Here is a 22,998-nt window from a genome sequence, read left to right as displayed (position 1 = left end):
GCGTCAGATGCGGTCGCTAGCGTGAGCGCATGCCCCGCTCCGCCCTGCGCCTCCCGGCGCTCGCCGCGCTGACCCTCGCGGTCGCCAGTGCGGCCACCATCCCTGCCCTGCCGCCCACGCGGCCCACCCCACCACCCTCCACGACGCCCGCCGCCCCGCCGAGCGTCACCGTGCCGGACGACCTCGCGCCCCTCCCGGAACCTCCCCCGACAACGCCCGCGCCCGCCACAGCAGCCCTGCCGTGGAACTACCAGGCGATCCACCTCAGCGGCGCGCGCACCAGTGCGACGGTCGCGAGTGTGACCGTCGCCATCCTCGATGCCGGTTACACGCGCACCGCCGCCAGCACCGCCCTCCCCGGCTACGACTTCGTGAGCGACGCCGCCCGCGCCGGCGACGGCGACGCCCGCGACCGCGACCCCGCCGCGAGTGCGGGCGTCGCCACCCACCCGGGCCTGATCGCCGACCTGATCAGCGGCATCAACCCGCGCGCACGCCTCGTGCAGGTCCGCGTTGCCGACCAGAACGGCGAGATCGACGCGCGCGACCTCGCCGACGGCCTGCGCTGGGCGGCGGGCCTGCCCGTCACGGGCGCACCCATCAACACCAACCCGGCACGCATCATCAACGCGTCCCTGTTCGCGGACTTCATTCCGCTGACCCGCTGCGACACGCGTGTCCAGGCTGCGCTCGACGCCGTCGCGGTGCGCGGCGTGCTGGTCGTCGCGGGCGCCGCCAACGACAACCGCGACGCGAGCGGGTACACGCCCGCCGGCTGCCGAGGCGTCCTGACCGTCACCGCCACGGACCGCGCGGGGCGCCGCGCGCCGTACGCGAACTACGGCCGCGCCGTGGCGCTCGCCGCGCCCGGCGGCACCCGCGAGGACGGTATCCCCACCGCGTACGGCCCGCGCGACGGCACCAGCCTCGCCGCGCCACACGTGGCCGGCGTCGCCAGCCTGCTCCTCGGCCTCAACCCGCGCCTGAGCCCCACGCAGCTCCGCGACCTGCTGACACGCACCGCCGCGCCCTTCCCGGGTGGGCGCTGCGACCCGGACACCCGCAAGACCTGCGGGACCGGCATCGTCGACGCCGAAGCGGCCGTGAAGGCCGTCAGTACCGTCAAGTGATGAATGCGGGGACGCCACACGCGGCGTCCCCGCTGCACCCTGTGGGATGTCCGTTGGCCCTGAAAGCCCCTGGGCCAGCACGGCATTCCCTGGAGGGGCGCTAGGCGCGGCACAAGCGAAGGACCCTGCCGAAGGCAGGGTCCTGTTCTGGTGGAGGCATGCGGATTCGAACCGCAGACCCTCTGCTTGCAAAGCAGACGCTCTCCCGCTGAGCTATGCCCCCAGGCCGAATCAGGGTAGCACCGCTACTGCGCGTTGTCCAGCGCCCACGCGCGCGCCAGTTCCCGCACCCTGCTCACCACCCACGTCATGCTCGGCCCACCCGGGTACGTGACGCGACTGTGGTTCTCGGTGCCCGAACGGTACGTCTGAATGCCCGTTCGCGTCCCGTCGAAGCGGACGTTCCGCACCAGGTCGAACGGGAAGTTCGCGCCGAAAGGGCCCACCGCTGGTTCCGTGCTGCGCCCCACCAACCGCTGCGACTGCACCTCGAGGTTCGCGTGGACGTTCGGGAAGACCACGTCTTTCACGTCCAGGCGCGCCGGGCCAACGAGGACGCTCCCGCACGGGTTGGATGGGTCGAACGGCCAGCGGCCCGTGCCGGGACCCCGCACGAACGCGCGCACGGCCGCGGCGTTGTCGCGCTCCCACAGGTCGCACACGCTGTCGAGGTCGATCACGGCGTCGAAGGTCACCTCGGGGTGCAGGCGCGTGAGCTGATGCGTCCACACCGTGCCGTGCGAGTGCGCGAGCAGCACGACCCGCGTCGGGTGACGCCGACCGCGCATGAGCGTCTCGTGCGCGCGGACGAGCGCGTCCTCCAGTTGCAGGAACCCGCGCTCCTCACGGCCGCTCAGGGATGACGTGTGCGCCGTGAGATGCGCGCTGAACCCTTCCGCCTGCACGCTCAGGCCCTCGGCACGCAGGGCGTCCGCGACGGCACCCACCGTGCCGCGCGGCGTCAGGTAGTCCCAGTTGTCGCCCGGCGCGGTCGGGCACAACCCTGCGCACCGGCCGGACACACTGAGCAGCAGCACATCCGGCGCGTCCGCGGGACGGTCCGTGAGCGCCCCACTGTACGGGCTGAGGGTCGGCCACGCGGTCGTGGCCGGCGCGCACGCCGTGAGGAGCGCGGCGAGCAGCAGGGCGGACGGGCGGCGCATGCCTTCAATCTAGAGTGGCGGCCCCCACCGGCAGGTGAGCGGCCGGCACTTCGGGCGCCCAGCCGGACTCGGAGTACGTTTCGCCGCGTGCAGCGCCGAGCAGCGCGTCGCGGACGTACGGCACGAACGGCTCCGGCAGGGCCTCCAGGGGCGCCCAGTGCAGGTGCCCGTGCTTGTGCGGCTCGCCCAGCGCGGGCGTACCCTCCCAGGTGGTGGCCTCGAAGAAATGCCCCGTCCACGCGCCACCCTGCGTGCGGCAGTGCAGGACGTGAACGAGGCGGAGCGCGTGCGGGTCGACCCGCACGCCGACTTCCTCGCGGGCTTCGCGGGCGGCAGCGGCGCGCAGCGTCTCGCCCGCCTCGACCGCGCCCGCAGGGAGGCTGTAATGCCCGTCCATCCAGCCAGTGCGGACGCGTTGCAGCACCAGGGCCTGATCGTCACGGCGCAGCAGGATGAATACGGTGGAGGGCGACAGGTACCGTTCACGTGCAGACATACCCCGAGCGTACCCACCGCCGGGACGCACCGCGTCGGCCAGCAGGCCTACGGCGCGCCCGAGCGGGCAGGACTCTCATGCGGGCATCACCGCTGCTTTAACCGCGTGGAGCGCCGGGGACGCCGCGTGATACCTGTAGAGCATGAACGCTCGCCGCTGGACTCTGCTGCCGTTCCTGCTGAGTGTGGCCGCCGCTGCGCCCACCCCCACCGACATCAACCGCGTCACCGAACAGGTCGCGAGCACGCTCGACGGCGTCATCCTCCCGTGCCCCGCCAGCCTGAAGAACTACGGCAGTGCCGACAAACGCTGCATCGGCGCGGATGACGGCGTGGACGTCGTGCGCCGCACGCTGTCCTCCGCGAACCTGAGCCTGTACGGCGCGTGGCGCAGCCAGACGAACACCAGCTACGTCTACAACTGGGTGAAGACCCCGAACGGGTACGTCAACGTCACCGTCGGGCCGGACGCCACCAAACGCTACGCTGCCCTGCTGATCCTCGACGCGCCCGCCGACACGAAAGCCTCCTCCGGCACTGCAAAGCCAGGCACGGCCGGGCCCGTGACCGGCACGGACCGCACGGCCACGCCCACCACGAAGCCCGCCCCGGCAGTCACGAACACCCCCGCGTTCCGCCGGACCCTGCGGCTCACGTCGCCGCGCATGAACGGCGAGGACATCCGCGCGTTGCAGAACCGCTTGATGGACGTTTCCCGCATCGACCGGGGCAAGGGCGGGGACGGCTGGTACGGCCCCATGACCGAAGCGAATATCATTGCGTTCCAGAGTGCGAACGGGCTGCCCGCGAACGGCGTCGTGGACGCCGCGACGTGGCGGGCGCTGTTCGCCGGCAGCGCGAAGTACTTCGACGCGAAGGTCGCGGAAGCGATCGCGAAGCGCCGCGCGGGCAGCCGCTAGGCCGTAGGCGTCCGCCAGAACGCGGACGCCCGACCTGCCGCTCACCCTGTACCCTGAGCGTCATGTTCCGCCGACCCCGCCTCCCCGCGTTTCCCGTCGGCGCGCTGCTGGTGGGCGGCGCCGCCCGCGACCTGCTGTCCGGCCGCACCCCGAAGGACTTCGACTGGGCGGCGCCCGACCCGGAAGGCGCGGCGCGCGCCGTGGCCGCTCAGACGGGCGGAAGCGCCTTCCCGCTGGACCCGGACCGGGGGTACTGGCGGGTCAGCGCCGGGGACGTGCAGCACGACTTCGTGCCGCAGCCGGATCGCCTGGAGGACGACCTGCTGCGGCGCGACTTCACTGTGAACGCCCTCGCGCTGCACGCGGACGGGCGCGTCACCGACCCGACGGGTGGGCGGCGGGACCTGCAGCGGCGGCAGCTGCGCATGGTCAGCGAAGCGAACCTGCGCGCAGATCCGCTCCGGCTGCTGCGCGCCGCCCGCCTGAGCACCACCCTCGGGTTCCGCGTGGAGCCCGCCACGGAAGCGGCCCTTCGGCACCTCGCGGCGGCGAACCTGCCGCTCCCCGCGCCGGAACGCGTCCGGGAGGAGCTGAACGCGCTGCTGCTGCATCCGGACGCCGCGCGGGGCGTCCTGCGCCTGCAGGACCTCGGGCTGCTCCGCCTGTACCTGCCGGAACTCGCGGAAGGGGAGGGCGTCTCGCAGGGCGGTTTCCACCACCTTGACGTGCTGCATCACGGCATTGAGGCGCTGCACCAGCTGCTCGCGCGCTCCCCGGACGCCACCCTCACGCTGCGCTGGGCGACGCTGCTGCACGATGTGGGTAAACCCCGCACGCGCGCCGTCGACCCCACGACGGGCCGCGTCAGCTACCACGGGCATGACCGCGTGGGCGCCGACCTCACCCGCGCGCTGCTGACGCGCCTGCGTTTCCCGGCGGACCTGACCGAGTACGCCTCGGCCCTCGTGAAGGCGCACATGCTGCCCCTCCCGGCGGATGAGCGCGAGGCGCGGCGGTTCGTGTACCGCCGCCGCGCGCTGCTGCCGGACCTGCTGAGCCTGATGCTCGCGGACCGCGAAGCCGCGCGCGGCCCCAGCAGCCACCCTGGGACTCGGCTCGCGTACGCCCGCGCCATGGACCGCGTGCTCGCCGCACTGGACGCCCAGCCGGAAGCGCCCAGGCCACTCCTGAACGGGGCGGACATCATGACGCTGTTGAGCCTGACTCCTGGCCCGGAGGTGGGCGCGGCCGCGCGCGCCCTCGCGGAAGCGCAGGCGCTCGGAGAGGTCATTACGCCCGCCGACGCCCGGGCGCTCCTGCAGACCTGGCACCGTGAGAGGAGCGTCAGGAAAACGTAAAGGTTCGGGCGGTAAACTGCCCGCGTGAACGTCACCACTCCGGACTGGGTCAAAGACGCCGTCTTCTACCAGATCTTCCCAGACCGCTTCGCGCGCAGCACCCGCGTTCCCAAACCCCACCACCTGCAACCCTGGGGTGCCGCCCCTCACATCTACAAGTACCAGGGCGGCGACCTGCTTGGCGTCGCCGAACACCTCGACCACCTCGTGGACCTCGGCATCACCGCCATCTACTTCTGCCCGGTGTTCCAGTCCGCCAGCAACCACCGCTACCACACGCACGACTACCACGTCGTCGACCCCATGCTCGGCGGCAACGACGCCCTGCGCGAACTCATCGACGCCGCGCACGCCCGCGGCCTCAAGGTCGTCCTCGACGGCGTCTTCAACCACGCCAGCCGCGGCTTCTTCCAGTTCAACGACATCCTCGAAAACGGCGAGCACAGCGCGTACCTCGACTGGTTCCACATTGAGCACCTGCCGCTGCGCGCGTACCATGACGCCGACGTCCCCAGCGGATACGCCGCTTGGTGGGGCAACCGCGCGCTCCCCAAATTCAACACCAGCACGCCCGCCGTGCGCGAATTCCTCCTCGACGTGGCCGAACGCTGGATGCACTTCGGCATCGACGGCTGGCGCCTCGACGTGCCCAACGAAATCGACGACGACCGCTTCTGGCAGGAATTCCGCCGCCGCGTGAAGGCCATCAACCCCGACGCGTACATCGTCGGGGAAATCTGGGGCGACGCCACCCGCTGGCTGCGCGGCGACCAGTTCGACGCCGTCATGAACTACCTCTTCACCCGCCCGGCCCTCGCGTACTTCGGCGCGCGCACCCTCAACAACGCCGTGAACGAGGTCAGCGGCACCGGCCACATTGACCCCATCGACGCGCAGACCTTCGCGCAGCGCATGACCGACACGCTGCACATGTACCACCCGGAAGTGGTCGCCGCGCAGCTCAACTTGCTCGACAGCCACGACACCGCCCGCTACCTCACCGCCGTCGGCGGCGACGCCACCGCCTTCCGGCTCGCCACGGCGTTCCAGATGACCTTCGTCGGCGCGCCCTGCATCTACTACGGCGACGAGATCGGCCTGCCCGGCGGCCCCGACCCCGACTGCCGCCGCGCGTTCCCCTGGGACCACCCCGACACGTGGGACACGGACACGCTCGCGTACACCCGCAAGCTCACGCACGCGCGCCGCGCCAGCGCCCCCCTGCGCCGCGGAGACTTCCGCGTCCTGCACGCGCACGGCGACCTGCTCGCGTACGCCCGCACGCACGGCGGCGAAGCCGCGTACGCCCTCATCAACACGGACGCGCACGCCCACTCCCTCACCCTCACGAACCTCGCGCCCGGCACGTACACGGACGTCCTCACCGGCCAGCAGTACACCTTCGCGGAACGCCACACCTTCCAGGTGTCGCCCCGCACCGCCATCGTCCTCACGAAATAAGCGGCCAGCCGGCCAGGAGAAGGGCGCACCCCACACGGGGTGCGCCCTTCTTGCAGGCTCAGCGGACCTGCGTGCCGCTGGGCATGTCGAGGCGCGTGCCGAGCAGGTCGAGGTTCCCCTCGGCGTCCTCGGCCGCGAGGATCATGCCCTGACTCATGATGCCGCGCAGCTTCGCGGGCTTCAGGTTCGCGACCAGCACGACCTTGCGGCCCACCAAATCCTCCGGCGCGAACCACTTGCGGATGCCGCTCACGACAGTGCGCTCCTCATCCCCGAGGCGCACAGTGAGCTTCAGGAGCTTGTCGGCCTTCTCGACCGCTTCGGCCGCGATGACCTCAACGATCCGCAGGTCCACCTTCGCGAAGTCGTCAATGCTGATCAGGCTGGTGTCCGGGGTGGCTTCAGGCGCCGCCTCGGCGGGCTGCGGAGTGCTCTTCGGTTCTGTCGTCACGGGTTTCTCCTTCTTGGCGGGCTTCGCCGGGGCGGGGCTCGCGTTCTTCTCGGGGTTCACTTCGGGTTTCGGGAACAGCACCGCGCCGCCCGCGACGCGCGTCCCTGCGGGCGTCAGGCCCCACGCGCCCTCCAGGCGGTACGCGAGCCCGCCCAGGCCCAGCTGCGCGCGCAGCTCACGCGCCTTCGTGGGAATCGCGGCCTCCAGCAGCACGGACGCCACGCGCAAGCCCTCCACAGCCGTGTACAGCACGGTGTTCAGGCGCTCGGCCTGCGCAGGGTCCTTCGCGAGGGCCCACGGCGCGCTCTCCGCGATGTAGCGGTTCAGGTCCCGCACGAACTCGAACGCCGCTTCCAGCGCCATGTTGATCTTCAGGTCCCGCACGAGACCCAGCACGCGTTCCGGCAGCGCCCGCGCGCTCGCCTCGATGCCCGCCTCGCGTTCTGCGCGCGGGCCCGGCGCGGGCACGACGCCCTCACGGTACTTCTGCACCATGCTGACCGTGCGGGACAGCAGGTTCCCGAGGTCATTCGCGAGGTCGCTGTTCAGGCGGCTCACGAGGATACCCTCGCCGTACGGGCTGTCCGCGCCGAGCGTCGTCTCGCGCAGCAGCGTGTACCGCACGGTGTCCGCGCCGTACGCGTCCACGAGCGCGCCCGGGTCGATGGCGTTCCCGAGGCTCTTGCCCATCTTGCGCCCGTCCTCCGCGAGGATATGCGCGTGCACGATCAGCCGCTCGTACAGGTCACTCCCGGCCGCCTTGAGCATGGTCGGCCAGAACACCGCGTGCGGCTTCAGGATGTCCTTCCCGATCACGTGCCACGCGTGCCTGAACAGCGCCGCCTTGCCCTTGCTGGCCGGCGCGGACTGGTAGTTCAGCAGCGCGTCGAACCACACGTACGTCACGTGATCCGGGTCCCACGGCAGCTCGATGCCCCACGGCACGCGCGACTTCGGGCGGCTGATGCTGAGGTCCCCGATGGGCTCGCGCAGCATCTCCAGCACCTCATTGCGGTACCCGCTCGGCTGAATGAACTCCGGGTGCTCCTGCAGGTGCTGCACGAGCCACGCCTGGTACTTCTCCATGCGGAAGAAGTAGTTCGCCTCGCGGCGCACCTCGGGCGGCGCACTGTCGCCGGGCAGAACGCCGTTCACGAGTTCCTTCTCGGTCACGTACCGCTCGGCCCCTACCGAGTACAGACCCTCGTACTCCGCGTAGTAGATGTCGCCCGCGTCATACACGCGCTGCAGGACGTCCTGCACGTACGCCTTGTGGCGCGGCTCGGTCGTGCGGATGAAGTCGTCGTACCCGATGCCCAGGCGGTCCCACAGGCCCTTGAACGCGCCGAGGCTGAGGTCGTCCACGAACCGCTGCGGCGTCTGCCCGGCCTTCGCGGCGGCTTTGGCGATCTTCTCGCCGTGCTCGTCCGTGCCGGTCAGGAACGTCACGTCGTACCCCGCGAGGCGGTGGTACCGCGCGATGGCGTCCGTGAGGATCTTCTCGAACACGTGCCCGATGTGCGGCGCGCCGTTCGCGTAATCAATCGCCGTCGTAATGAAAAATTCCTTGCGCTCGCTCATGCGGTCCCCTTAGATCGCGCCCCGAGGGCGCGGCAACTGCGTCAGTGTACAAAAGAACGCGCGGCCCACGCCGCGCGCCGCCCACCTGAACCCACTTCAGGCGCGCGGCGCGGGACGCATGCGGGCACGCGCGCTCAACATGACCGGAGTGTACCAGCCCCCCCCGCGCACGTGCCTGCGCGAGATGGACAGGTGCCGCACTTGAGAAGGCCGGACAGAGATCAGATGAATCACTTTCGGGCCTCCCTCTGCGCGTCAGACATCCGGGTGGATTTAGATGAGTGCTCGGCACGCTGAGAACGACAAACCCCCCACAGCCCAAGCGGCCCGCCTGGCGGCTGGGGTAAGGCCTCAGCACCAGGCACCTGCGAGGATGGACAACCAAGCGGGGGAGAACTCCAGTGTGGCGACACCTATGAGGAAAGTCGACGCAAGCTTCACTCCAGACACTCAACCGGCGCCAGCTGGGCATATGCGCGTTTAGAGACGCTCGTGCGGACGTTGACCCGAGCAGGCGGGCGGACAGTCAGCCCAGGAGCTGCTGCACGCCGAGCACGTGATGGCTGTTGTGGTAAAGCGTAAAAAACATCATCTCTCGAATGCTGAGCAGACCCAGCAGCGGGTGCGGCAGCCATAGCGTGTCCAGTCGGCACTCGTCCCAGCCCCGCAGGGCGGCTTGAAGGTTCAGGATGGACACCTGCACCGAACGTGCCAGCCGGTCCTGCGTGTGCCCCGCACGCAGCCGGGGCACATACCGCGCAGGGGCCCGCGCGCCCTGCCGGAGGACCTGCTGGTAATCACGCCGGATCTGCGTGTAGGTTCTGGGTTTCGGTGGACCTTTGGTCCACCCGGGCGCGCGGAGGCGTTCGGCCAGCGGGCGGGCCCTCTGCAACGCCGTAACCAGCACAGGCCACGGTAAACCGGCCGCCAACGGCCGCACCGTCTGGACGAGATGCTGAGCGTGGTGCGCCGGCGCCCAGCGTGTTTCGGTCCCCATGAAGAATCGGTCTGCGGGGACGCCCCTGAAAAACAGGTGCAGGTCATCCGCCTGCTGACCCAGCGCCGTGACGATCTCAGCCTGGGTGTACGGGTCACTCGGCACGGGGAGGGGTGCGGACACAGCCAGAGTGTAACGGTGTGCGGGGGCACAATCAAACACACCCGCCAGGACGTTGCGCCTCCTGCACAGGCCAGCACACGGCACTCATGGCCGCCGTCCGCCCGGCCTTCGGTGCCGCTGGTGTCTGCTTTGCCGCGCTCCCCGTTCTAAGCGTGCTGAACACCCACCCGGGTTTACCCAAAGACGTGACGCGCGGAGTGAGGCCCACGGGAACCCCACTGATTTTGCTTGGCCTTCCCGGTGCACTGTGCCCATCGGCGTTCAGGCGGCGTTTGACCGAAGGGACCGTGGAGCTCGTTGCCCTTTGTCGTTCGGTGCTCTTAGGATGCGGGGCGTGTTCCGAGATGCCCTGCGTAGCGCGCACCTCGCGCTGACCTTTCTGACGACCCTGCCGTTCCCGCATGTCCATGAGGTGCGCGACGGCGAGTTCGCGCGCGCGAGCGGCTATTACCCCCTGGCGGGGTACGCCGTCGGCGCGATTGTTGCGCTGATCCTGTGGGTGCCCGCGCCCATCCCGGACGGCGTCCGCGCGGCCCTGGCGGTCGCGGCGTGGCTCGCCACCACCGGCATGCTGCACTTCGACGGCCTCGTGGACTGCGCGGACGCCGTGTTCGCCATGAAGAGTCCGCAGCGGCGCCTGGAGATTCTGCGGGACGTGCACGTCGGCGCGTTCGGTCTCGGGACGGGCGTGCTGACCCTGCTGAGCCTGTGGAGCCTCGTGCAGGTCGCGCGGCCCACCGACGCGCTCGTCGCGGCGGTCCTGGCGCGCGCCGTGCTGCTCGCGCCCATGAACCTGTTCCCCGCTGCGCGTGTGGAGAGCCTCGGGGCGCGCAGCCGCGAAGGCCACTGGCCTGTGGCCGCGCTGCTGGCCGTGCCGGTCCTGTTCCTGCCCGGCGCGCCCGTCGCGGCGCTCGTGGCGATCATCGCGGCGCTGGCGGTCGCGCGGTTCTGCGCTGGCCGCCTGGGCGGCGGCATCAACGGCGACGTGTATGGCGCGTGCGTCACCCTTACCGAGGTTGCGGCCCTCACGGCGCTCACCTGGGGCCGGGGTGCTTGACCTGTACCTCGTGCGCCACGCGCACACCGCCCCGAACGCGGATGGCCGTTATCCGCACGCGCACGAGGACGCGCCCCTCAGCGAGCAGGGGAGGGCGCAGGCGCGCGCCCTGCAGGGTCGCCTGCCCGGTGCGACCGCGTTCGTGTCCCCCGCGCGCCGCGCGTTCGAGACGGCCGTCCTCGCGGGCGTCCCGGACGCCCGCCCCGTACCCGCCCTGCACGAGGCGCATTTCGGTGTGATGCACGGGCACACCTGGGCGGCCCTCGAAACGCAGCACGGCGACGCGCCCCGCACGTGGATCGACGCGCTCGCCGACCCGCACGCCGACCACGGTCCGCCTGGCGGCGACACCGGGCGCGCCTTCCACGCGCGCGTTCAGGGGTGGCTGAATGACCTCCCGGACGCCGGCCCGGTTGTGGCGTTCACGCACGCGGGCGTGGTGCTCGCGGCCCTGCGCCTCACGGTGGGTCTGCGCGCGGCCGAGGTGCACGCCGCGCGCGTCACGCACCTGCGCCGTCATGAGGGCGCGTGGTGGCTCGTTACCCTGAACGCCTGAGCCGCATCACGCTGAACCTCAAGCGACCCTGGGCGGCGCTTCAGCAAACGCACCCGCCCGCGCGGCAAGCTGCGAGGCATGACCCGTCCCACCCTGCCCACGGCCCTGCTGAGCGGCCTCGCCGGAGCCCTGACCGTCACCCTGCTGAACGAGGGCGTCCGCCGCGTCCTGCCGCACGCGCCCCGCATGGACGTCATCGGCGAACGCGCGCTCGCACGCACCGCCCGCGCTGCCGGCGCGACGCCCCCGCGGGGCCGCGCGCTGTACGCCAGCGCCATGCTCGGCGACGTGCTCTCCAACACCGCCTACTACGCCCTCGTGGGCGTGGGCTCCGCCGAGCGCGCGTGGACGCACGGCGCCCTGCTGGGCCTCAGCGCCGGTGTGGGCGCTGCCACCCTGCCGCGCCCGCTCGGCCTTGGCGAGCAGCCCGGCGCGCGCGCTCCCCGCACGCCCCTCCTGACTGTTGCGTGGTACGCCGCGGGCGGCCTTGCCGCCGCCGCTGCGCGCCGCGCCCTCGCTCGCCCCTGACCCCGCGCGGCCCTGTGCTAGCATCGCCTCACCTGGTCCCTGAGCCGCGTAGGTCGGGGTGAACGTGGGGAAGTCCGGTGCGAATCCGGCGCTGTTCCGCAACGGTGGTCGCGCTCACGCGCGCAAGCCCGAATGCCCGCCAGGGACGACGCCCGCGCGGCGTCACCTCTCGACGAAAGAGGGCAAGGGAACACCACGAGCGCCCAACCGCGCCCGCCCTGGCCCGTCCGGGGCGGGTTTCACGTGCGCCCACCCGGGGACCACGCCCGCACGGCGGAGCATTCATGCGACACCTCCTGATTCTCGGCGCGCTGCTCGGCAGTACCGCGCTCGCCACCAAATACCCCCTGACCGTCACCGACGACCTCGGCCGCAAAGTCACCCTGAACGCCGAACCCCGGCGCATCATCGCGATGCTGCCCAGCCACACCGAGACGCTCATCGCCATCGGCGCCGGCGACAAGCTCGTCGCCGTGGACCGCTTCAGCAACTACCCGAAGGACGCCACCGACAAACTCAAGAAGGTCGGCAGCGCCTACCAGCCGGACCTCGAAGCGATCCTGGCCCTGAAGCCCGACCTGGTCCTCGCCGACGAATCCAGCGGCTCGCGCCTCACTGAGAAGCTCGCCAACGCGGGCCTCACCGTGTATGGCGGCACCGCGCAGACGTACACCGAGGTCTTCGAGAAGATCGGCACGCTCGGCAAGCTCACGAACCGCGAGGCGGGCGCCACCAAGCTCATCACGAGCATGCGCCGCGACCTGAACGCCGTGCAGGACCTCGTGCGCGGCGCCCCGAAAGTCAGCGCGTACTATGAGGTCGACCCCAGCCCGTACAGCGTCGGCCCGAACAGCTTCATCGGCGTGCTCCTCAAGATGGCGGGCGGCGCGAACGTCATCCCTGCGAACCTCGGGGACTTCCCGAAAATCGACCCCGAGCTCATCGTGAAGGCCAACCCGAGCGTCATGATCGGCCTCACCGCGCAGGACGCCCGCGCGCGCCCCGGCTGGGCGAACCTGAACGCCGTCACGGCGAGCCGCGTGTTCAAGCCCACCGCCGAGGAGCGGGACGCGCTGTCCCGCCCCGGCCCGCGCCTGCCCGTCGCGCTGCGCGCCCTCGCGAAATTCCTCCACCCGGAGCGCTTCTGATGACCGACGCTCCCGAAAATCCCATGACTGACGACACCCAGGCGCGCCGCGAGGCCGCCATGCGTGAACTGCAGGCGAGCCGCGACGCGCACGTCAAGGAGGACGGCCCCAGCACCGGCCCGCGCCGCCGCGGCCTCGTCATCGTGAACACCGGGCACGGCAAAGGCAAAACCACCGCCGCGCTCGGCCTGATGCTCCGCGCGCACGGCCGGGGCCTGCGCACGCAACTGTTCCAGTTCATCAAGCACGAACGCGCGAAATTCGGCGAGCACCGCGCGCTCGATACGCTCGGCGTGCCGTTCGCGGGCCTGGGCGACGGGTTCACGTGGCGCAGCCGCGACCTGGAGAGCAGCGCGGACCTCGCCGCGCAGGGCTGGCAGATCGCCCGCGCCGCCATCCTCGCCGGTGAGCACGACATGGTCGTCCTCGACGAATTCACGTACGCCCTCAAGTACGGCTGGGTCGCGTGGGACGACGTGCACGCCACCCTGGAGGCCCGCGACCCGAAAATGCACGTGATCATCACGGGCCGCGACGCGCTGCCGCAACTCGTCGCGTACGCGGACACCGTCACGGAAATGACGCTCGTGAAACACGCGTACCAGGCGGGCATCAAGGCCCAGGCAGGCATTGAGCACTGAACGGCACTCAGGGTCGCGGCGCGCGCTGCTGCTGGCCCTGCTGGTGGACACGCTCGGGGAGCCGCCCGCGCGCGTCCACCCTGTCGTGTGGATGGGCACGTACCTGACTGCGCGTCGGCGGCGCTGGCGCAGCGGGCCCCCGCGCGCCCGCCTCATGGTGGGGGCCCGCGACTGGGCCGCCGGGGCCGCGGTGGCGTACGCCGTCGGTCGCGCCCTTGGTGGGTGGCACTGGCTGCTCGACGCGCCCCTGCTGAAAACGCTCCTGGCCCGCAAGGCCCTGTTCGACGCCGTCGGCGAGGTGGGCGCGGCCCTGCGCGCGGGGGACCTGCCCGCCGCGCGTCGCCTGACCGCGTGGCACCTCGTGAGCCGCGACACCGCGCAGCTGAGCGCCGCCGAGATCGCGGGCGCGGCCATTGAGAGCCTCGCGGAGAACCTCAGCGACAGCGTGGTCGCGCCGCTGCTCGCGTACCGCGCGGGTGGCCTGCCCCTCGCGGCCCTGTACCGCTACGCGAACACCGCCGACGCCATGTGGGGCTACCGCACGCCCGAACTGGAGCACGCCGGAAAGGTCGCCGCGCGCACCGACGACCTCCTGAACCTCGCCCCCGCGCGGCTCACGGCCGTGTGCGCGCTGCTGGCCACGCCCCTCGCGGGCCTGAGCGGCGCGGTCGCGCACCGCGCGTGGCGCAGGGACGCGCGCACCACCGACAGCCCGAACGCCGGGCACCCCATGAGCGCCTTCGCGGGCGCGCTCGGCATTCGCCTCACGAAACGCGGGCAGTACGCCCTGAACGCGGGCGGCCGCGACCCCGAACCCGGCGACGTGGACCGCGCGCTGCGCCTCGCCCGCTGGACACTCGCGCTGGCCGTCCCGGCCCTTCTGATCGGCGGGCGCCGTGCCTGAACTGCAGGGCCCGCTGCTCCCGCCCGCCCCGCACGGCGGCGCGGACGCCCGCGCCTTTACGGGCGTGGACTTCAGCGTGAACACCAACCCGTACGGCCCGAACCCCCACCTCCTGCAGGCCGTGCGAGGCGCCGATCACGCCCACTACCCCGACCCCGCGTACACGGATGTGCGCGCCGCACTCGCCGGCGCGCACGGGTACGCGCCCGACGAAGTGACGCCCGCCGTGGGCGCGTCGGACCTGCTGCACCGCCTCGTGCGCGCGTACCTGCCGCCGGGCGGCGTGGCCCTGAGTGGCGGCGCGCCGTTCGGGGAGTTCGCGCGTGCCGTCGCGCTCGGCCGGGGGCGCGTGCAGGTGGCCGCGCCGGACGACCTGCCGGGCGCCGTTCGGCCGGGCGTGCCGCTCGTGTACGTCGGGCACCCGCACAACCCCACCGGGCACCACGCCCACCAGGACCACCTGAACGCCCTGCTGGACGCCTGCGCCCGCGCGGACGCCCTGCTGATCCTCGACGAGGCGTACGCGCCGTTCCTGAACCTGTCCGCCCCGGCCGCGCACCCGAACCTCGTGCGGCTGCAGTCGCCCGGCAAGGCGCACGGCCTCGTCGGCGCGCGCCCCGCGTACGCCCTGGCCGCACCGGACGTCACGCGCGCCCTGCTGAACCTCGCGCCCGCCTGGGCCCTCCCCGCCGGCACCGCGACGCTCCTGCGCGCCCTCCACGACCCGCCCGCGCAGGCATTCTTGACCGAAACCCTGCCGCGCGTGGCCGCGCACGCCCGTGACCTCGCGCGCGCCCTCGCGCGCCTCGCGCCCGTCACGCACGCGGGCACGCCGTACCTCACCGTGCACGTCGGCGACGCCCCCGGCGTCGCCCGCGCCCTGCTGACCCGCGGCGTCCGCGCCCGCGACTGCACCAGCTACGGCCAGCCGCACCACCTGCGCGTCTCCACCCGCACCCCCACCGAAAACGCCCTCCTCGTCACGGCCCTGCACGACGTGCTGAGCGCCGCGAACCCCCTCCCGAAAGGCCACGGATGACCGCACGCGCCATCATGATTCAGGGCTGCACCAGCAACGCCGGCAAAAGCTACCTCACCGCTGGCCTGTGCCGCGCGCTCGCGGACGCCGGCTATCGCGTCGCGCCGTTCAAGGCGCAGAACATGAGCAACAACGCTGGCGTCGTCCCGGAACGCGGCGCGTCCGATGCGGGCGGCGCGGGCCTGGAAATGGGCCGCGCGCAGATCGTGCAGGCGTTCGCCGCGCGCGTCACGGCGGACGTGCGCATGAACCCCGTCCTGCTGAAACCCGAGGCGGACACGCGCTCGCAGGTCGTCCTGATGGGCCGCGCCCACCCGGGCCTCACGAGCCTCCCATGGCGTGAACGCAAGGCGCAGCTGTGGCCGCACGTGCAGGCCGCCCTGCACGACCTGATGAGCGAGTACGACGTGGTCGTTATCGAGGGCGCGGGCAGCCCGGCGGAAGTGAACCTGCGCGCGTCCGACATCGTGAACATGCGCGTCGCCCGCGAGGCGAACGCCGCCGTGCTGCTCGCGTGCGACATCGACCGGGGCGGCGCGTTCGCGCACCTGCTCGGCACGTGGCACTGCCTCACGTCCGAGGAGCGCGCGCTGCTGCGCGGGTTCATCCTGAACAAGTTCCGCGGGGACGCGCGCCTGCTGGCGCCCGCGCCGGAATGGCTGGAAACGCAGACGGGCGTGCCCACCGTGGGCGTCATGCCGATGCTGGACATCACCCTCCCCGAAGAGGACGGCCTGTGGGCCGACGCGCGGGGCCACGACGGGGCGGAGGGCGCCGTCGCCATCGCGCGCCTGCCGCGCGTCAGCAACCTCGACGAGTTCGCGCCGCTCGGCCCGCTCGCCCGCTGGGTGACCCGCCCCGAGGAGCTCGACGGCGCGCGCGCCATCATCCTGCCGGGCAGCAAGGCCACCATCGCGGACCTCGCGTGGCTGCGCGCGTCCGGCCTGGCCGGAGCGGTCACCCGCGCCGCGCACGCGGGCATGCCCGTGCTCGGCGTGTGCGGCGGCCTGCAGATGCTCGGCACCGAAGTCCTCGACCCACACGGCATCGAGGGCGGCGGCGCCGCGCCCGGCCTGGGCCTGCTGGACCTGCGGACCGTCATGGCGCCGCAGAAGACCACGCGCGTCACCGAACTGCACGACCCGGAAACCGGCGCGGCCCTGCACGGCTACGAGATTCACCACGGCGTCACCGACGCGGGAGAGGGCGTGACCACGCTCGCGCCCGAGCGGCTGTGGCGGCAGGGGAACGTGCGCGGCACGTACCTGCACGGCATCCTCGAGAACCCCGCGTACCTGAGCGCGTTCCTCGGCTGGGCCGGCCTGCCCGCGCCGGACGCGCTCGCCGCGCTGGACGCCCGCCTCGACCGCCTCGCCGCCGCGACGCGCACGCACCTCGACTGGGACCTGATCGTCCGCCTCGCGGAAGGCCGCGCGTGAGCCCCCACCGGTTCCTGATTGCCGCGCCGCACTCCGGCAGCGGCAAAACGACTGTTACGAGCGCCATCCTCGCGGGCCTGCGCGCGCGCGGCCTGCGCGTGCAACCGTTCAAGGCCGGCCCGGATTACCTCGACCCGACGCACCTGAGCCGCGCGGCCGGGCAGGCCGCGCGGAACCTCGACAGTTTCCTGCTGCCCGAGGAGACGCTGCGCACCCTGTTCGCGCGCGCGAGCGCGGACGCCGACGTGAGCGTCATCGAGGGCGTCATGGGCCTGTTCGATGGCCGCGACCCCACGAGCGACCTGCACTCCAGCGCGCACCTCGCGCGCACCCTCGACTGCCCCGTCGTCCTCGTGATCGACGCGGGCGGCATGGCGCGGACCGTCGCGGCGGTCGCGGCGGGCCTGCGGGACTTCGCGCCGGACCTGCACGTCGCGGGCGTCATCCTGAACCGTGTGGGGAGTGAGCGCCACGCGCAGCTGTGCGAGGCGGCGCTCGCGCAGGTGGGCCTGCCCGTCCTGGGGTTCGTGCCGCGCACCCCCGCGCTCGGGCTGCCCGCCCGCCACCTGGGCCTGCTCGCCGCCGAGACGCACCCGCACGACGAAGCCGCGCTGCTCGGCGCGGCCGCCACCCTCCACCTGGACGCGCTCCTGGCCGCGACCACCCGCGCGCCGCTGCCCACGCCGGCACGGACGGCGCGGGCGGACGCCCGCGTGCGCGTGGCCCTCGCCCGCGACGAAGCGTTCAGCTTCTACTACTGGGACGCGCTCGACGCGCTCGAACAGGCGGGCGCGGACCTCGTGCCGTTCAGCCCGCTGCGCGACGAGCGCGTGCCCGACGCGGACGCCCTGCTGATCGGCGGCGGCTACCCCGAGGCGCACGCGGCGGCCCTCGCCGCGAACGCGGGCATGCGCGCGTCCGTGCAGGCGTTCGCGGCGTCCGGGCGGCCCGTCGTCGCGGAGTGCGGCGGGCTGATGTACCTCTCGGAGCACCTGGAGGACGAGCGCGGTGACGTGCACGCCATGTGCGGCGTCGTCCCGTACCGCACGCGCATGACCGGCCGCCTCACACTCGGCTACCGCGACGCGCGCGCCCTCGCGGACACGCCGCTCGCACCGGCGGGCGCGCCGGTGCGAGCGCACGAGTTTCATTACAGCGCCTTGACGCACGCGCCGACGCACCCAGCGTACGACGTGAACGGCACGCCCGAAGGGTACGCGCGCGGCAACGTCCTCGCCAGCTACCTGCACCTGCACCTCGCCGCGGACCCGGCGTTCGTGGAGCGCTTCCTGACGGAGGCTGAACGTGCCCGCTGAGCTCGTGTTCGTGACGGGCGGGGCGCGCAGCGGCAAGAGCGCCTTCGCGGAGGCGCGCGCGCACGCGCTGGGCGGCGCGGGCGTCACGTACCTCGCGACGGCGCAGGCGTTCGACGACGAGATGCGCGACCGCATCGGGCGGCACCGCGCCGACCGGCCCGCCGCGTGGGACACCCTCGAAGAACCCCTCGACGTCGCTGGTGCGCTCCGAGCAGCCCGCCACCCGGTCGTGCTGCTCGACTGCCTGAGCCTGTGGGTCAGCAACCTGATGCTCGCCGACCACCCTGACGACGCCATCCTGCGCCGCGTGGACGACCTGCTCGCCGAGAACACCCGCACCCTGATCGTCGTGACGAATGAGGTGGGCCTGGGCATCGTCCCGGACAACGCTCTCGCGCGCCGTTACCGCGACGTGCTCGGCTGGGCGAACCAGCGCGCCGCGCGCGCCAGCACCGAAGCGTACCTGCTCGCCAGCGGCCTGCCGCTGCGCCTCAAATAAGCCCTTGACCCGAACGGAGCCCTCATGAACCCGGAACTGCACCGCCTGATTCAGTCTATTCAGCCTGCCGACGAAGACGCCATGCGCGCCGCCCGAGCGCGCCAGGGGCAGCTCACGAAGCCGCCCGGCGCGCTCGGCGCACTGGAGGACCTGAGTGTGCGCCTCGCGGGCGCGTTCGGCACGCCCACGCCGCACCCGCAGGGCGTGACGGTCATTGTGGCCGCCGGTGACCACGGCGTCGTCTCGGAGGGCGTGAGCGCCTTTCCGCCCGAGGTGACGCCCGCGATGGTCGCGAACTTCCTCGCGGACACCCCGGCCGGTCCGGGCGGCGCGGCCGTAAACGCCCTCGCGCGCACCCTCGGCGCGCAGGTGCTGGTCGCGGACGTGGGCGTGAACGCGGACCTGCCCGCGCATCCGCGCCTGCACGCCCTGAAGATCCGCCGCGGCACCCGCAACCTCCGCGCGGAGGCGGCCATGACCCGCGAGGAAACCGAAGCGGCGATCCTCGCGGGCGCGCGCCTCGCCGCGCAGGCCATGGAGGGCGGCGCGGACGTCCTGATTCCTGGCGAGATGGGCATCGGGAACACGACGCCGGCGGCGGCCCTCACGGCGCGCCTGCTGAACGTGCCGGCGCGCGCCGTGACGGGCCGTGGGACGGGCGTCACGGACGACACGCTGGAGCGCAAGGTCCGCGTGATCGAGGCGGCGCTGGCACGCGGCGGCAGTGACCCTGCCGACCCGCTGGGCGTTCTCGCGGACCTGGGCGGGCTGGAGATCGCGTTCATGCTGGGCGTGATGCTGCAGGCGGCCGGGGCGCGCTGCGTGATCATTCTGGACGGGTTCGTGGAGGGCAGCGCGGCCCTGGTGGGCGTGGCCCTCCAGCCGCACCTGCGCGCGTACCTGTTCCCGGCGGGGGAGTGCGCGGAAGTGGGGCACGCTGCGCAACTGGCGCACCTGGGGCTCACGCCGATGTTCCACCTGGGGCTGCGCCTGGGGGAGGGGACGGGGGGCGTGCTGGCCGCGCCGTTGCTGCTGGGTGCGGCGGCGACGTTGCGGGAGATGCAGACGTTCGCGGAGGCGGGGGTGCCGGGCGCCCCGTGAGGCGGGCAGCGGGTGGGGCGCAGCGTACACGCTGCGCCCCACCCGCTGTTGCTCAGGCGTTGTGGGGCTTGCGGGGCCAGAGGCTGTAGCTGAATGAAACCAGGAAGTCGATGGCGAGGATCAGCGTCCAGAGGCGTGCGGCGCCGGTGAGGGCGGCGGTGCGTTCGGGCGCGGCGATCCAGGCGGCAGCGCCGAGCATGAGGCCAGTGCCGATGAGCCAGGTGGCGGCGTGGACGAGCCATCCGCGGCGTTCGGCGTGGGCGTGCGCGTGGCCGGTGAGCCTGGGCCGTTGAAGGGGCTGGCGGCGCAGGCCGCGCTGGACGAGGTGGTCGAGGGTGCGGAGCATGGTCCGGCCGCTGGTGACGCTGAGGGCGATGAAGACGGCCGCGAGGGCGTGCGCGAAGGTGGCGGTGCCGCCCCGGTGGAGGTCGGCGGCGCTGAGGCCGAGCAGGGCAAGGTCGGTGAGTGGCGCGAGGGTGAGCAGGAGCGCGCCGAGGCGGGGGTGCTGCAGGGCGTAGCGGGTGAGCAGGCCGCCGAGGAGCAGGGCCCAGAACAGGACTTCGAGTGCGATCAGCAGGGTGTAGGTCATCTCGCCTCCTTATTTCGCTCAAGTGTGCGAAAACCTTAGCTCTTTATATAGCACAAACGTGCTAAAAAGAGGAGATGCCCCGGCAAGTCAACCACGAAACCCGCCGTCAGGAACTCGCCCAGGCCGTCTGGGCGCTCATCCGCACCGGCGGTATCGAACACGTCACCCTGCGCCACCTCGCCGACGCCACCGGCTGGTCCACCGGCGCCATCCGCCACTACCTCCCCACCCGCGAAGCCATCCTCGCCTTCGCCGCGCAGCACGTCAGCGACCGCGTCAACGCCCGCATCGAGCACACCGACGTCAGCGGCCCCCCACGCACGCAGCTGCGCGCCATCCTCCACCAGTTCCTCCCCCTCGACGAGGAACGCACCCTCGAAGCCGGCATCTGGCTCGCCTTCGTCGCGCAGGGGCAGGCCACCCCGCAGCTCGCGGACACCCAGGGCGTCGCCTTCGACGCCCTGCACGCCGCCTTCCACGACGGCCTCTGGACGCTGCAGCGCCGCAACCTGCTCACCCCCGGCGCGGACCCCACCACCGAAGCCCTCGCGCTGCACGCCCTGCTCGACGGCCTCACCCTGCACCTCCTGATGCGCAAGCTCACCCCCGAGCAGGCCACGGGCACCCTCGACGCGCACCTCGCCCGCCTGGTCCCCTGAACGGCAGAGCGGGCGGCCCATCCAAGGCCGCCCGCTCTGCCGGGGTACGGTTACGCCAGCGCCACTTCAGGCGCGGTGTACGTCAGGCCGAACGCTTCCGCGACGCCCGCGTACGTCAGCTTCCCGCCGATGGTGTTCAGGCCACGCAGCAGCGGCTTGCTGGCGCTGAGTGCCTCCACGCCCTTGTCCGCGAGCTGCAGCACGTACCCAATGGTCTGGTTCGTGAGCGCGAACGTGCTGGTGCGCGGCACCGCGCCCGGCATGTTCGCCACGCCGTAGTGGATCACGCCGTCCACGATGTACGTGGGATCGTCGTGCGTCGTCGCGTGAATGGTCTCCACGCATCCGCCCTGGTCCACCGCCACGTCGACGATGACGCTGCCTTCCTGCATGGTCGCCAGCATGTCGCGCGTGACAAGGTGCGGCGCCTTCGCCCCGGGGATCAGCACGCCGCCGATCACGAGGTCCGCTTCGGGCAGGATGGAGCGGATGTTCGCCTCGTTGCTCATCATGGTGGTGAGCTTCCCGAAGAACACGTCGTCGAGGTACGAGAGGCGCCCGTGGTTCACGTCCAGCACCGTGACCTTCGCGCCGAGGCCCATGGCCATTTTCGCGGCGTTCGTGCCGACGACGCCGCCGCCAATCACGACGACGTGGCCCGCCTGCACGCCCGGCACGCCGCCGAGCAGCACGCCGCGCCCGCCGATGGGCTTTTGCAGGTGGTACGCGCCGGCCTGCACGCTCAGGCGGCCCGCGACCTCACTCATGGGCGTGAGCAGCGGCAGGCTGCGGTCGTCGAGCTGCACCGTCTCGTACGCAACGGCGGTCGTGCCGGCGCTCAGCAGGGCGTCCGTGAGGGGCTGGTCCGCAGCGAGGTGCAGGTACGTGAACAGCAGCAGGTCCGGGCGGAGGTACCCGTATTCGCTCTTGATGGGCTCCTTGACCTTCACGACCATCTGCGCGGCCCACGCCTCGGCGGCGCTGCCGAGCTGCGCGCCGGCCTGCTCGTACTCGGTGTCCTGGATGCCGCTGCCCACGCCGGCGCTGCGTTCCACGATGACGGTGTGGCCGCGGCGCACGAGGCTGGCGACGCCCCCGGGCGTGAGTGCCACGCGGTTTTCCTTAACTTTGATCTCTTTCGGCAGGCCAATGATCATGATGCGTTCCCTTCCATCCCGCGTGGGGATGACGTTCGTTGGAGTTGCTTTCATCCTAACGAATGTTCGCTTTTTGGGATTGCGCAGCGTGGCCGAAAACAGGCCACCTGCGCAACGATGTTGCCCAATTTTGAGTATCATGCGCGGCAACATGGCGCACGCCCACCTTGATGATACCGACCGCCGCATCCTCGAAATCCTCCAGCGCGACGGCCGCATCCCCAACACCGAACTCGCCGACGAGATCGGCCTCACCCCCGCGCCCACGCTGCGCCGCGTCAAGCGCCTCGAGGACGAAGGCATCATCAAACGCTACGCTGCCCTGCTCGACCCCAAGATGATCGGGCAGGACCTCACCGTGTTCGTGCACGTCAGCCTCGACAAGCAGACCAAAACCGGCTTCATCGATTTCGCCGACCAGATGCGCAAACGCCCGGAAGTCCTCGAATGCTACCTGTGCCTCGGCGAAAGCGACTTCATCCTCAAGGTCTGCGTGCCCAACCTCGACGCCTACCAGCGCTTCCTCGTGGACGTCCTCGCCGCCATCCCCGGCGTCAGCAACACCAACAGCACCATCACCGTCCGCCAGGAGAAACACACCACCGTCCTCCCAATCGAATAAAAGCCCCTAAAGCCAGACCCGGCCCGCCAGCCCAGGTCCGGTCGAAGGGGAGAGCCGCGCCCGG

The 22,998-nt window shown here is 71.8% G+C and carries 23 protein-coding genes, 1 tRNA gene and 1 riboswitch; of the genes, 17 read left to right on the top strand and 7 right to left on the bottom strand.

Annotation, left to right across the window (positions count from 1 at the left end; all coding sequences use genetic code 11):
• Positions 1-29 precede the first annotated feature (29 nt).
• Entirely contained in the window at positions 30-1,130 is a 1,101-nt protein-coding gene (locus tag DEIMA_RS10605; protein ID WP_013557256.1) for a S8 family serine peptidase, read from the top strand.
• Between the two features lie 148 nt (positions 1,131-1,278).
• Here DEIMA_RS10605 and DEIMA_RS10600 read toward each other — a convergent pair.
• The 3 genes from DEIMA_RS10600 to DEIMA_RS10590 form a co-directional block, all read right to left on the bottom strand.
• Positions 1,279-1,353, bottom strand: a tRNA-Ala gene (locus DEIMA_RS10600).
• 22 nt (positions 1,354-1,375) lie between these two features.
• On the bottom strand, positions 1,376-2,293 hold the full coding sequence (locus DEIMA_RS10595) for a hypothetical protein (protein ID WP_013557255.1): 918 nt from the start codon (positions 2,291-2,293) through the stop codon (positions 1,376-1,378).
• A gap of 4 nt (positions 2,294-2,297) precedes the next feature.
• Positions 2,298-2,789: an NUDIX hydrolase gene (locus DEIMA_RS10590; RefSeq protein ID WP_013557254.1), complete on the bottom strand. Its 492-nt coding sequence runs from the start codon at positions 2,787-2,789 to the stop codon at positions 2,298-2,300.
• Between the two features lie 142 nt (positions 2,790-2,931).
• Here DEIMA_RS10590 and DEIMA_RS10585 point away from each other — a divergent pair, with 142 nt between their 5' ends.
• The 3 genes from DEIMA_RS10585 to DEIMA_RS10575 all read left to right on the top strand — a co-directional run bounded on the left by DEIMA_RS10585 (position 2,932) and on the right by DEIMA_RS10575 (position 6,527).
• Positions 2,932-3,708: a peptidoglycan-binding domain-containing protein gene (locus tag DEIMA_RS10585; RefSeq protein ID WP_013557253.1), complete on the top strand. Its 777-nt coding sequence runs from the start codon at positions 2,932-2,934 to the stop codon at positions 3,706-3,708.
• Between the two features lie 62 nt (positions 3,709-3,770).
• Positions 3,771-5,066: a tRNA nucleotidyltransferase/poly(A) polymerase-related protein gene (locus DEIMA_RS10580; RefSeq protein WP_013557252.1), complete on the top strand. Its 1,296-nt coding sequence runs from the start codon at positions 3,771-3,773 to the stop codon at positions 5,064-5,066.
• Positions 5,067-5,090: 24 nt separating this feature from the next.
• Entirely contained in the window at positions 5,091-6,527 is a 1,437-nt protein-coding gene (locus tag DEIMA_RS10575; protein ID WP_013557251.1) for a glycoside hydrolase family 13 protein, read from the top strand.
• A 58-nt stretch (positions 6,528-6,585) separates the two neighbouring features.
• Here the strand turns inward: DEIMA_RS10575 and metG are convergent, their stop codons facing one another.
• Together metG and DEIMA_RS10565 are read right to left on the bottom strand one after the other, a co-directional pair.
• The gene (gene metG / locus DEIMA_RS10570; RefSeq protein WP_013557250.1) at positions 6,586-8,559 is read right to left on the bottom strand and encodes a methionine--tRNA ligase; all 1,974 of its coding nucleotides are present in this window, start codon (positions 8,557-8,559) and stop codon (positions 6,586-6,588) included.
• A gap of 526 nt (positions 8,560-9,085) precedes the next feature.
• Positions 9,086-9,679, bottom strand: coding sequence for a hypothetical protein (locus tag DEIMA_RS10565; RefSeq protein ID WP_013557249.1), 594 nt, complete (start codon positions 9,677-9,679; stop codon positions 9,086-9,088).
• Between the two features lie 325 nt (positions 9,680-10,004).
• On the opposite strand from DEIMA_RS10565, the gene DEIMA_RS10560 reads away from it, so the two are divergent.
• The 11 genes from DEIMA_RS10560 to cobT all read left to right on the top strand — a co-directional run bounded on the left by DEIMA_RS10560 (position 10,005) and on the right by cobT (position 19,907).
• On the top strand, positions 10,005-10,736 hold the full coding sequence (locus tag DEIMA_RS10560; RefSeq protein ID WP_013557248.1) for an adenosylcobinamide-GDP ribazoletransferase: 732 nt from the start codon (positions 10,005-10,007) through the stop codon (positions 10,734-10,736).
• Positions 10,729-11,292, top strand: a complete 564-nt coding sequence (locus tag DEIMA_RS10555; RefSeq protein ID WP_013557247.1) for a histidine phosphatase family protein — start codon at positions 10,729-10,731, stop codon at positions 11,290-11,292. Before DEIMA_RS10560 ends, DEIMA_RS10555 begins: the two co-directional genes overlap by 8 nt.
• A gap of 78 nt (positions 11,293-11,370) precedes the next feature.
• Positions 11,371-11,820 (top strand): hypothetical protein, encoded by a 450-nt coding sequence (locus DEIMA_RS10550; protein WP_013557246.1) that lies wholly within the window; start codon positions 11,371-11,373, stop codon positions 11,818-11,820.
• A 16-nt stretch (positions 11,821-11,836) separates the two neighbouring features.
• Positions 11,837-11,978: riboswitch (cobalamin riboswitch) on the top strand.
• A 126-nt stretch (positions 11,979-12,104) separates the two neighbouring features.
• The gene (locus DEIMA_RS10545; protein WP_013557245.1) at positions 12,105-12,968 is read left to right on the top strand and encodes an ABC transporter substrate-binding protein; all 864 of its coding nucleotides are present in this window, start codon (positions 12,105-12,107) and stop codon (positions 12,966-12,968) included.
• 23 nt (positions 12,969-12,991) lie between these two features.
• Positions 12,992-13,609: a cob(I)yrinic acid a,c-diamide adenosyltransferase gene (cobO, locus tag DEIMA_RS10540; protein ID WP_043816662.1), complete on the top strand. Its 618-nt coding sequence runs from the start codon at positions 12,992-12,994 to the stop codon at positions 13,607-13,609.
• Positions 13,599-14,513 (top strand): CobD/CbiB family cobalamin biosynthesis protein, encoded by a 915-nt coding sequence (locus DEIMA_RS10535; RefSeq protein WP_043816660.1) that lies wholly within the window; start codon positions 13,599-13,601, stop codon positions 14,511-14,513. The genes cobO and DEIMA_RS10535 overlap by 11 nt, the downstream gene beginning before the upstream one ends.
• The gene (locus DEIMA_RS10530) at positions 14,506-15,552 is read left to right on the top strand and encodes a pyridoxal phosphate-dependent aminotransferase (RefSeq protein ID WP_013557242.1); all 1,047 of its coding nucleotides are present in this window, start codon (positions 14,506-14,508) and stop codon (positions 15,550-15,552) included. Before DEIMA_RS10535 ends, DEIMA_RS10530 begins: the two co-directional genes overlap by 8 nt.
• Entirely contained in the window at positions 15,549-16,991 is a 1,443-nt protein-coding gene (locus DEIMA_RS10525) for a cobyric acid synthase (RefSeq protein ID WP_013557241.1), read from the top strand. The genes DEIMA_RS10530 and DEIMA_RS10525 overlap by 4 nt, the downstream gene beginning before the upstream one ends.
• Entirely contained in the window at positions 16,988-18,307 is a 1,320-nt protein-coding gene (locus DEIMA_RS10520; protein WP_013557240.1) for a cobyrinic acid a,c-diamide synthase CobB, read from the top strand. Before DEIMA_RS10525 ends, DEIMA_RS10520 begins: the two co-directional genes overlap by 4 nt.
• The gene (gene cobU / locus DEIMA_RS10515; protein WP_013557239.1) at positions 18,297-18,806 is read left to right on the top strand and encodes a bifunctional adenosylcobinamide kinase/adenosylcobinamide-phosphate guanylyltransferase; all 510 of its coding nucleotides are present in this window, start codon (positions 18,297-18,299) and stop codon (positions 18,804-18,806) included. The genes DEIMA_RS10520 and cobU overlap by 11 nt, the downstream gene beginning before the upstream one ends.
• A 24-nt stretch (positions 18,807-18,830) precedes the next feature.
• Complete coding sequence (cobT, locus tag DEIMA_RS10510; protein ID WP_013557238.1) at positions 18,831-19,907, top strand: nicotinate-nucleotide--dimethylbenzimidazole phosphoribosyltransferase; 1,077 nt, start codon at positions 18,831-18,833, stop codon at positions 19,905-19,907.
• 52 nt (positions 19,908-19,959) lie between these two features.
• Here cobT and DEIMA_RS10505 read toward each other — a convergent pair whose 3' ends face one another.
• Positions 19,960-20,496 carry a hypothetical protein gene (locus DEIMA_RS10505; RefSeq protein WP_013557237.1) on the bottom strand — a complete coding sequence of 179 codons (537 nt, stop codon included), beginning with the start codon at positions 20,494-20,496 and terminating at the stop codon, positions 19,960-19,962.
• Between the two features lie 74 nt (positions 20,497-20,570).
• Between DEIMA_RS10505 and DEIMA_RS10500 the strand changes: the two genes are divergently transcribed.
• The gene (locus DEIMA_RS10500) at positions 20,571-21,155 is read left to right on the top strand and encodes a TetR/AcrR family transcriptional regulator (RefSeq protein ID WP_013557236.1); all 585 of its coding nucleotides are present in this window, start codon (positions 20,571-20,573) and stop codon (positions 21,153-21,155) included.
• Between the two features lie 50 nt (positions 21,156-21,205).
• On the opposite strand, the gene ald is transcribed toward DEIMA_RS10500, so the two are convergent.
• Positions 21,206-22,312 (bottom strand): alanine dehydrogenase, encoded by a 1,107-nt coding sequence (gene ald / locus DEIMA_RS10495; RefSeq protein ID WP_013557235.1) that lies wholly within the window; start codon positions 22,310-22,312, stop codon positions 21,206-21,208.
• 151 nt (positions 22,313-22,463) lie between these two features.
• On the opposite strand from ald, the gene DEIMA_RS10490 reads away from it, so the two are divergent.
• Entirely contained in the window at positions 22,464-22,934 is a 471-nt protein-coding gene (locus DEIMA_RS10490) for an Lrp/AsnC family transcriptional regulator (protein WP_043816658.1), read from the top strand.
• Positions 22,935-22,998 lie beyond the last annotated feature (64 nt).

Source organism: Deinococcus maricopensis DSM 21211 (assembly GCF_000186385.1).
GTDB lineage: Bacteria > Deinococcota > Deinococci > Deinococcales > Deinococcaceae > Deinococcus_B > Deinococcus_B maricopensis.
Note: the sequence above shows the minus strand (reverse complement) of the source record. Positions and strands in the feature narration are given on the sequence as shown.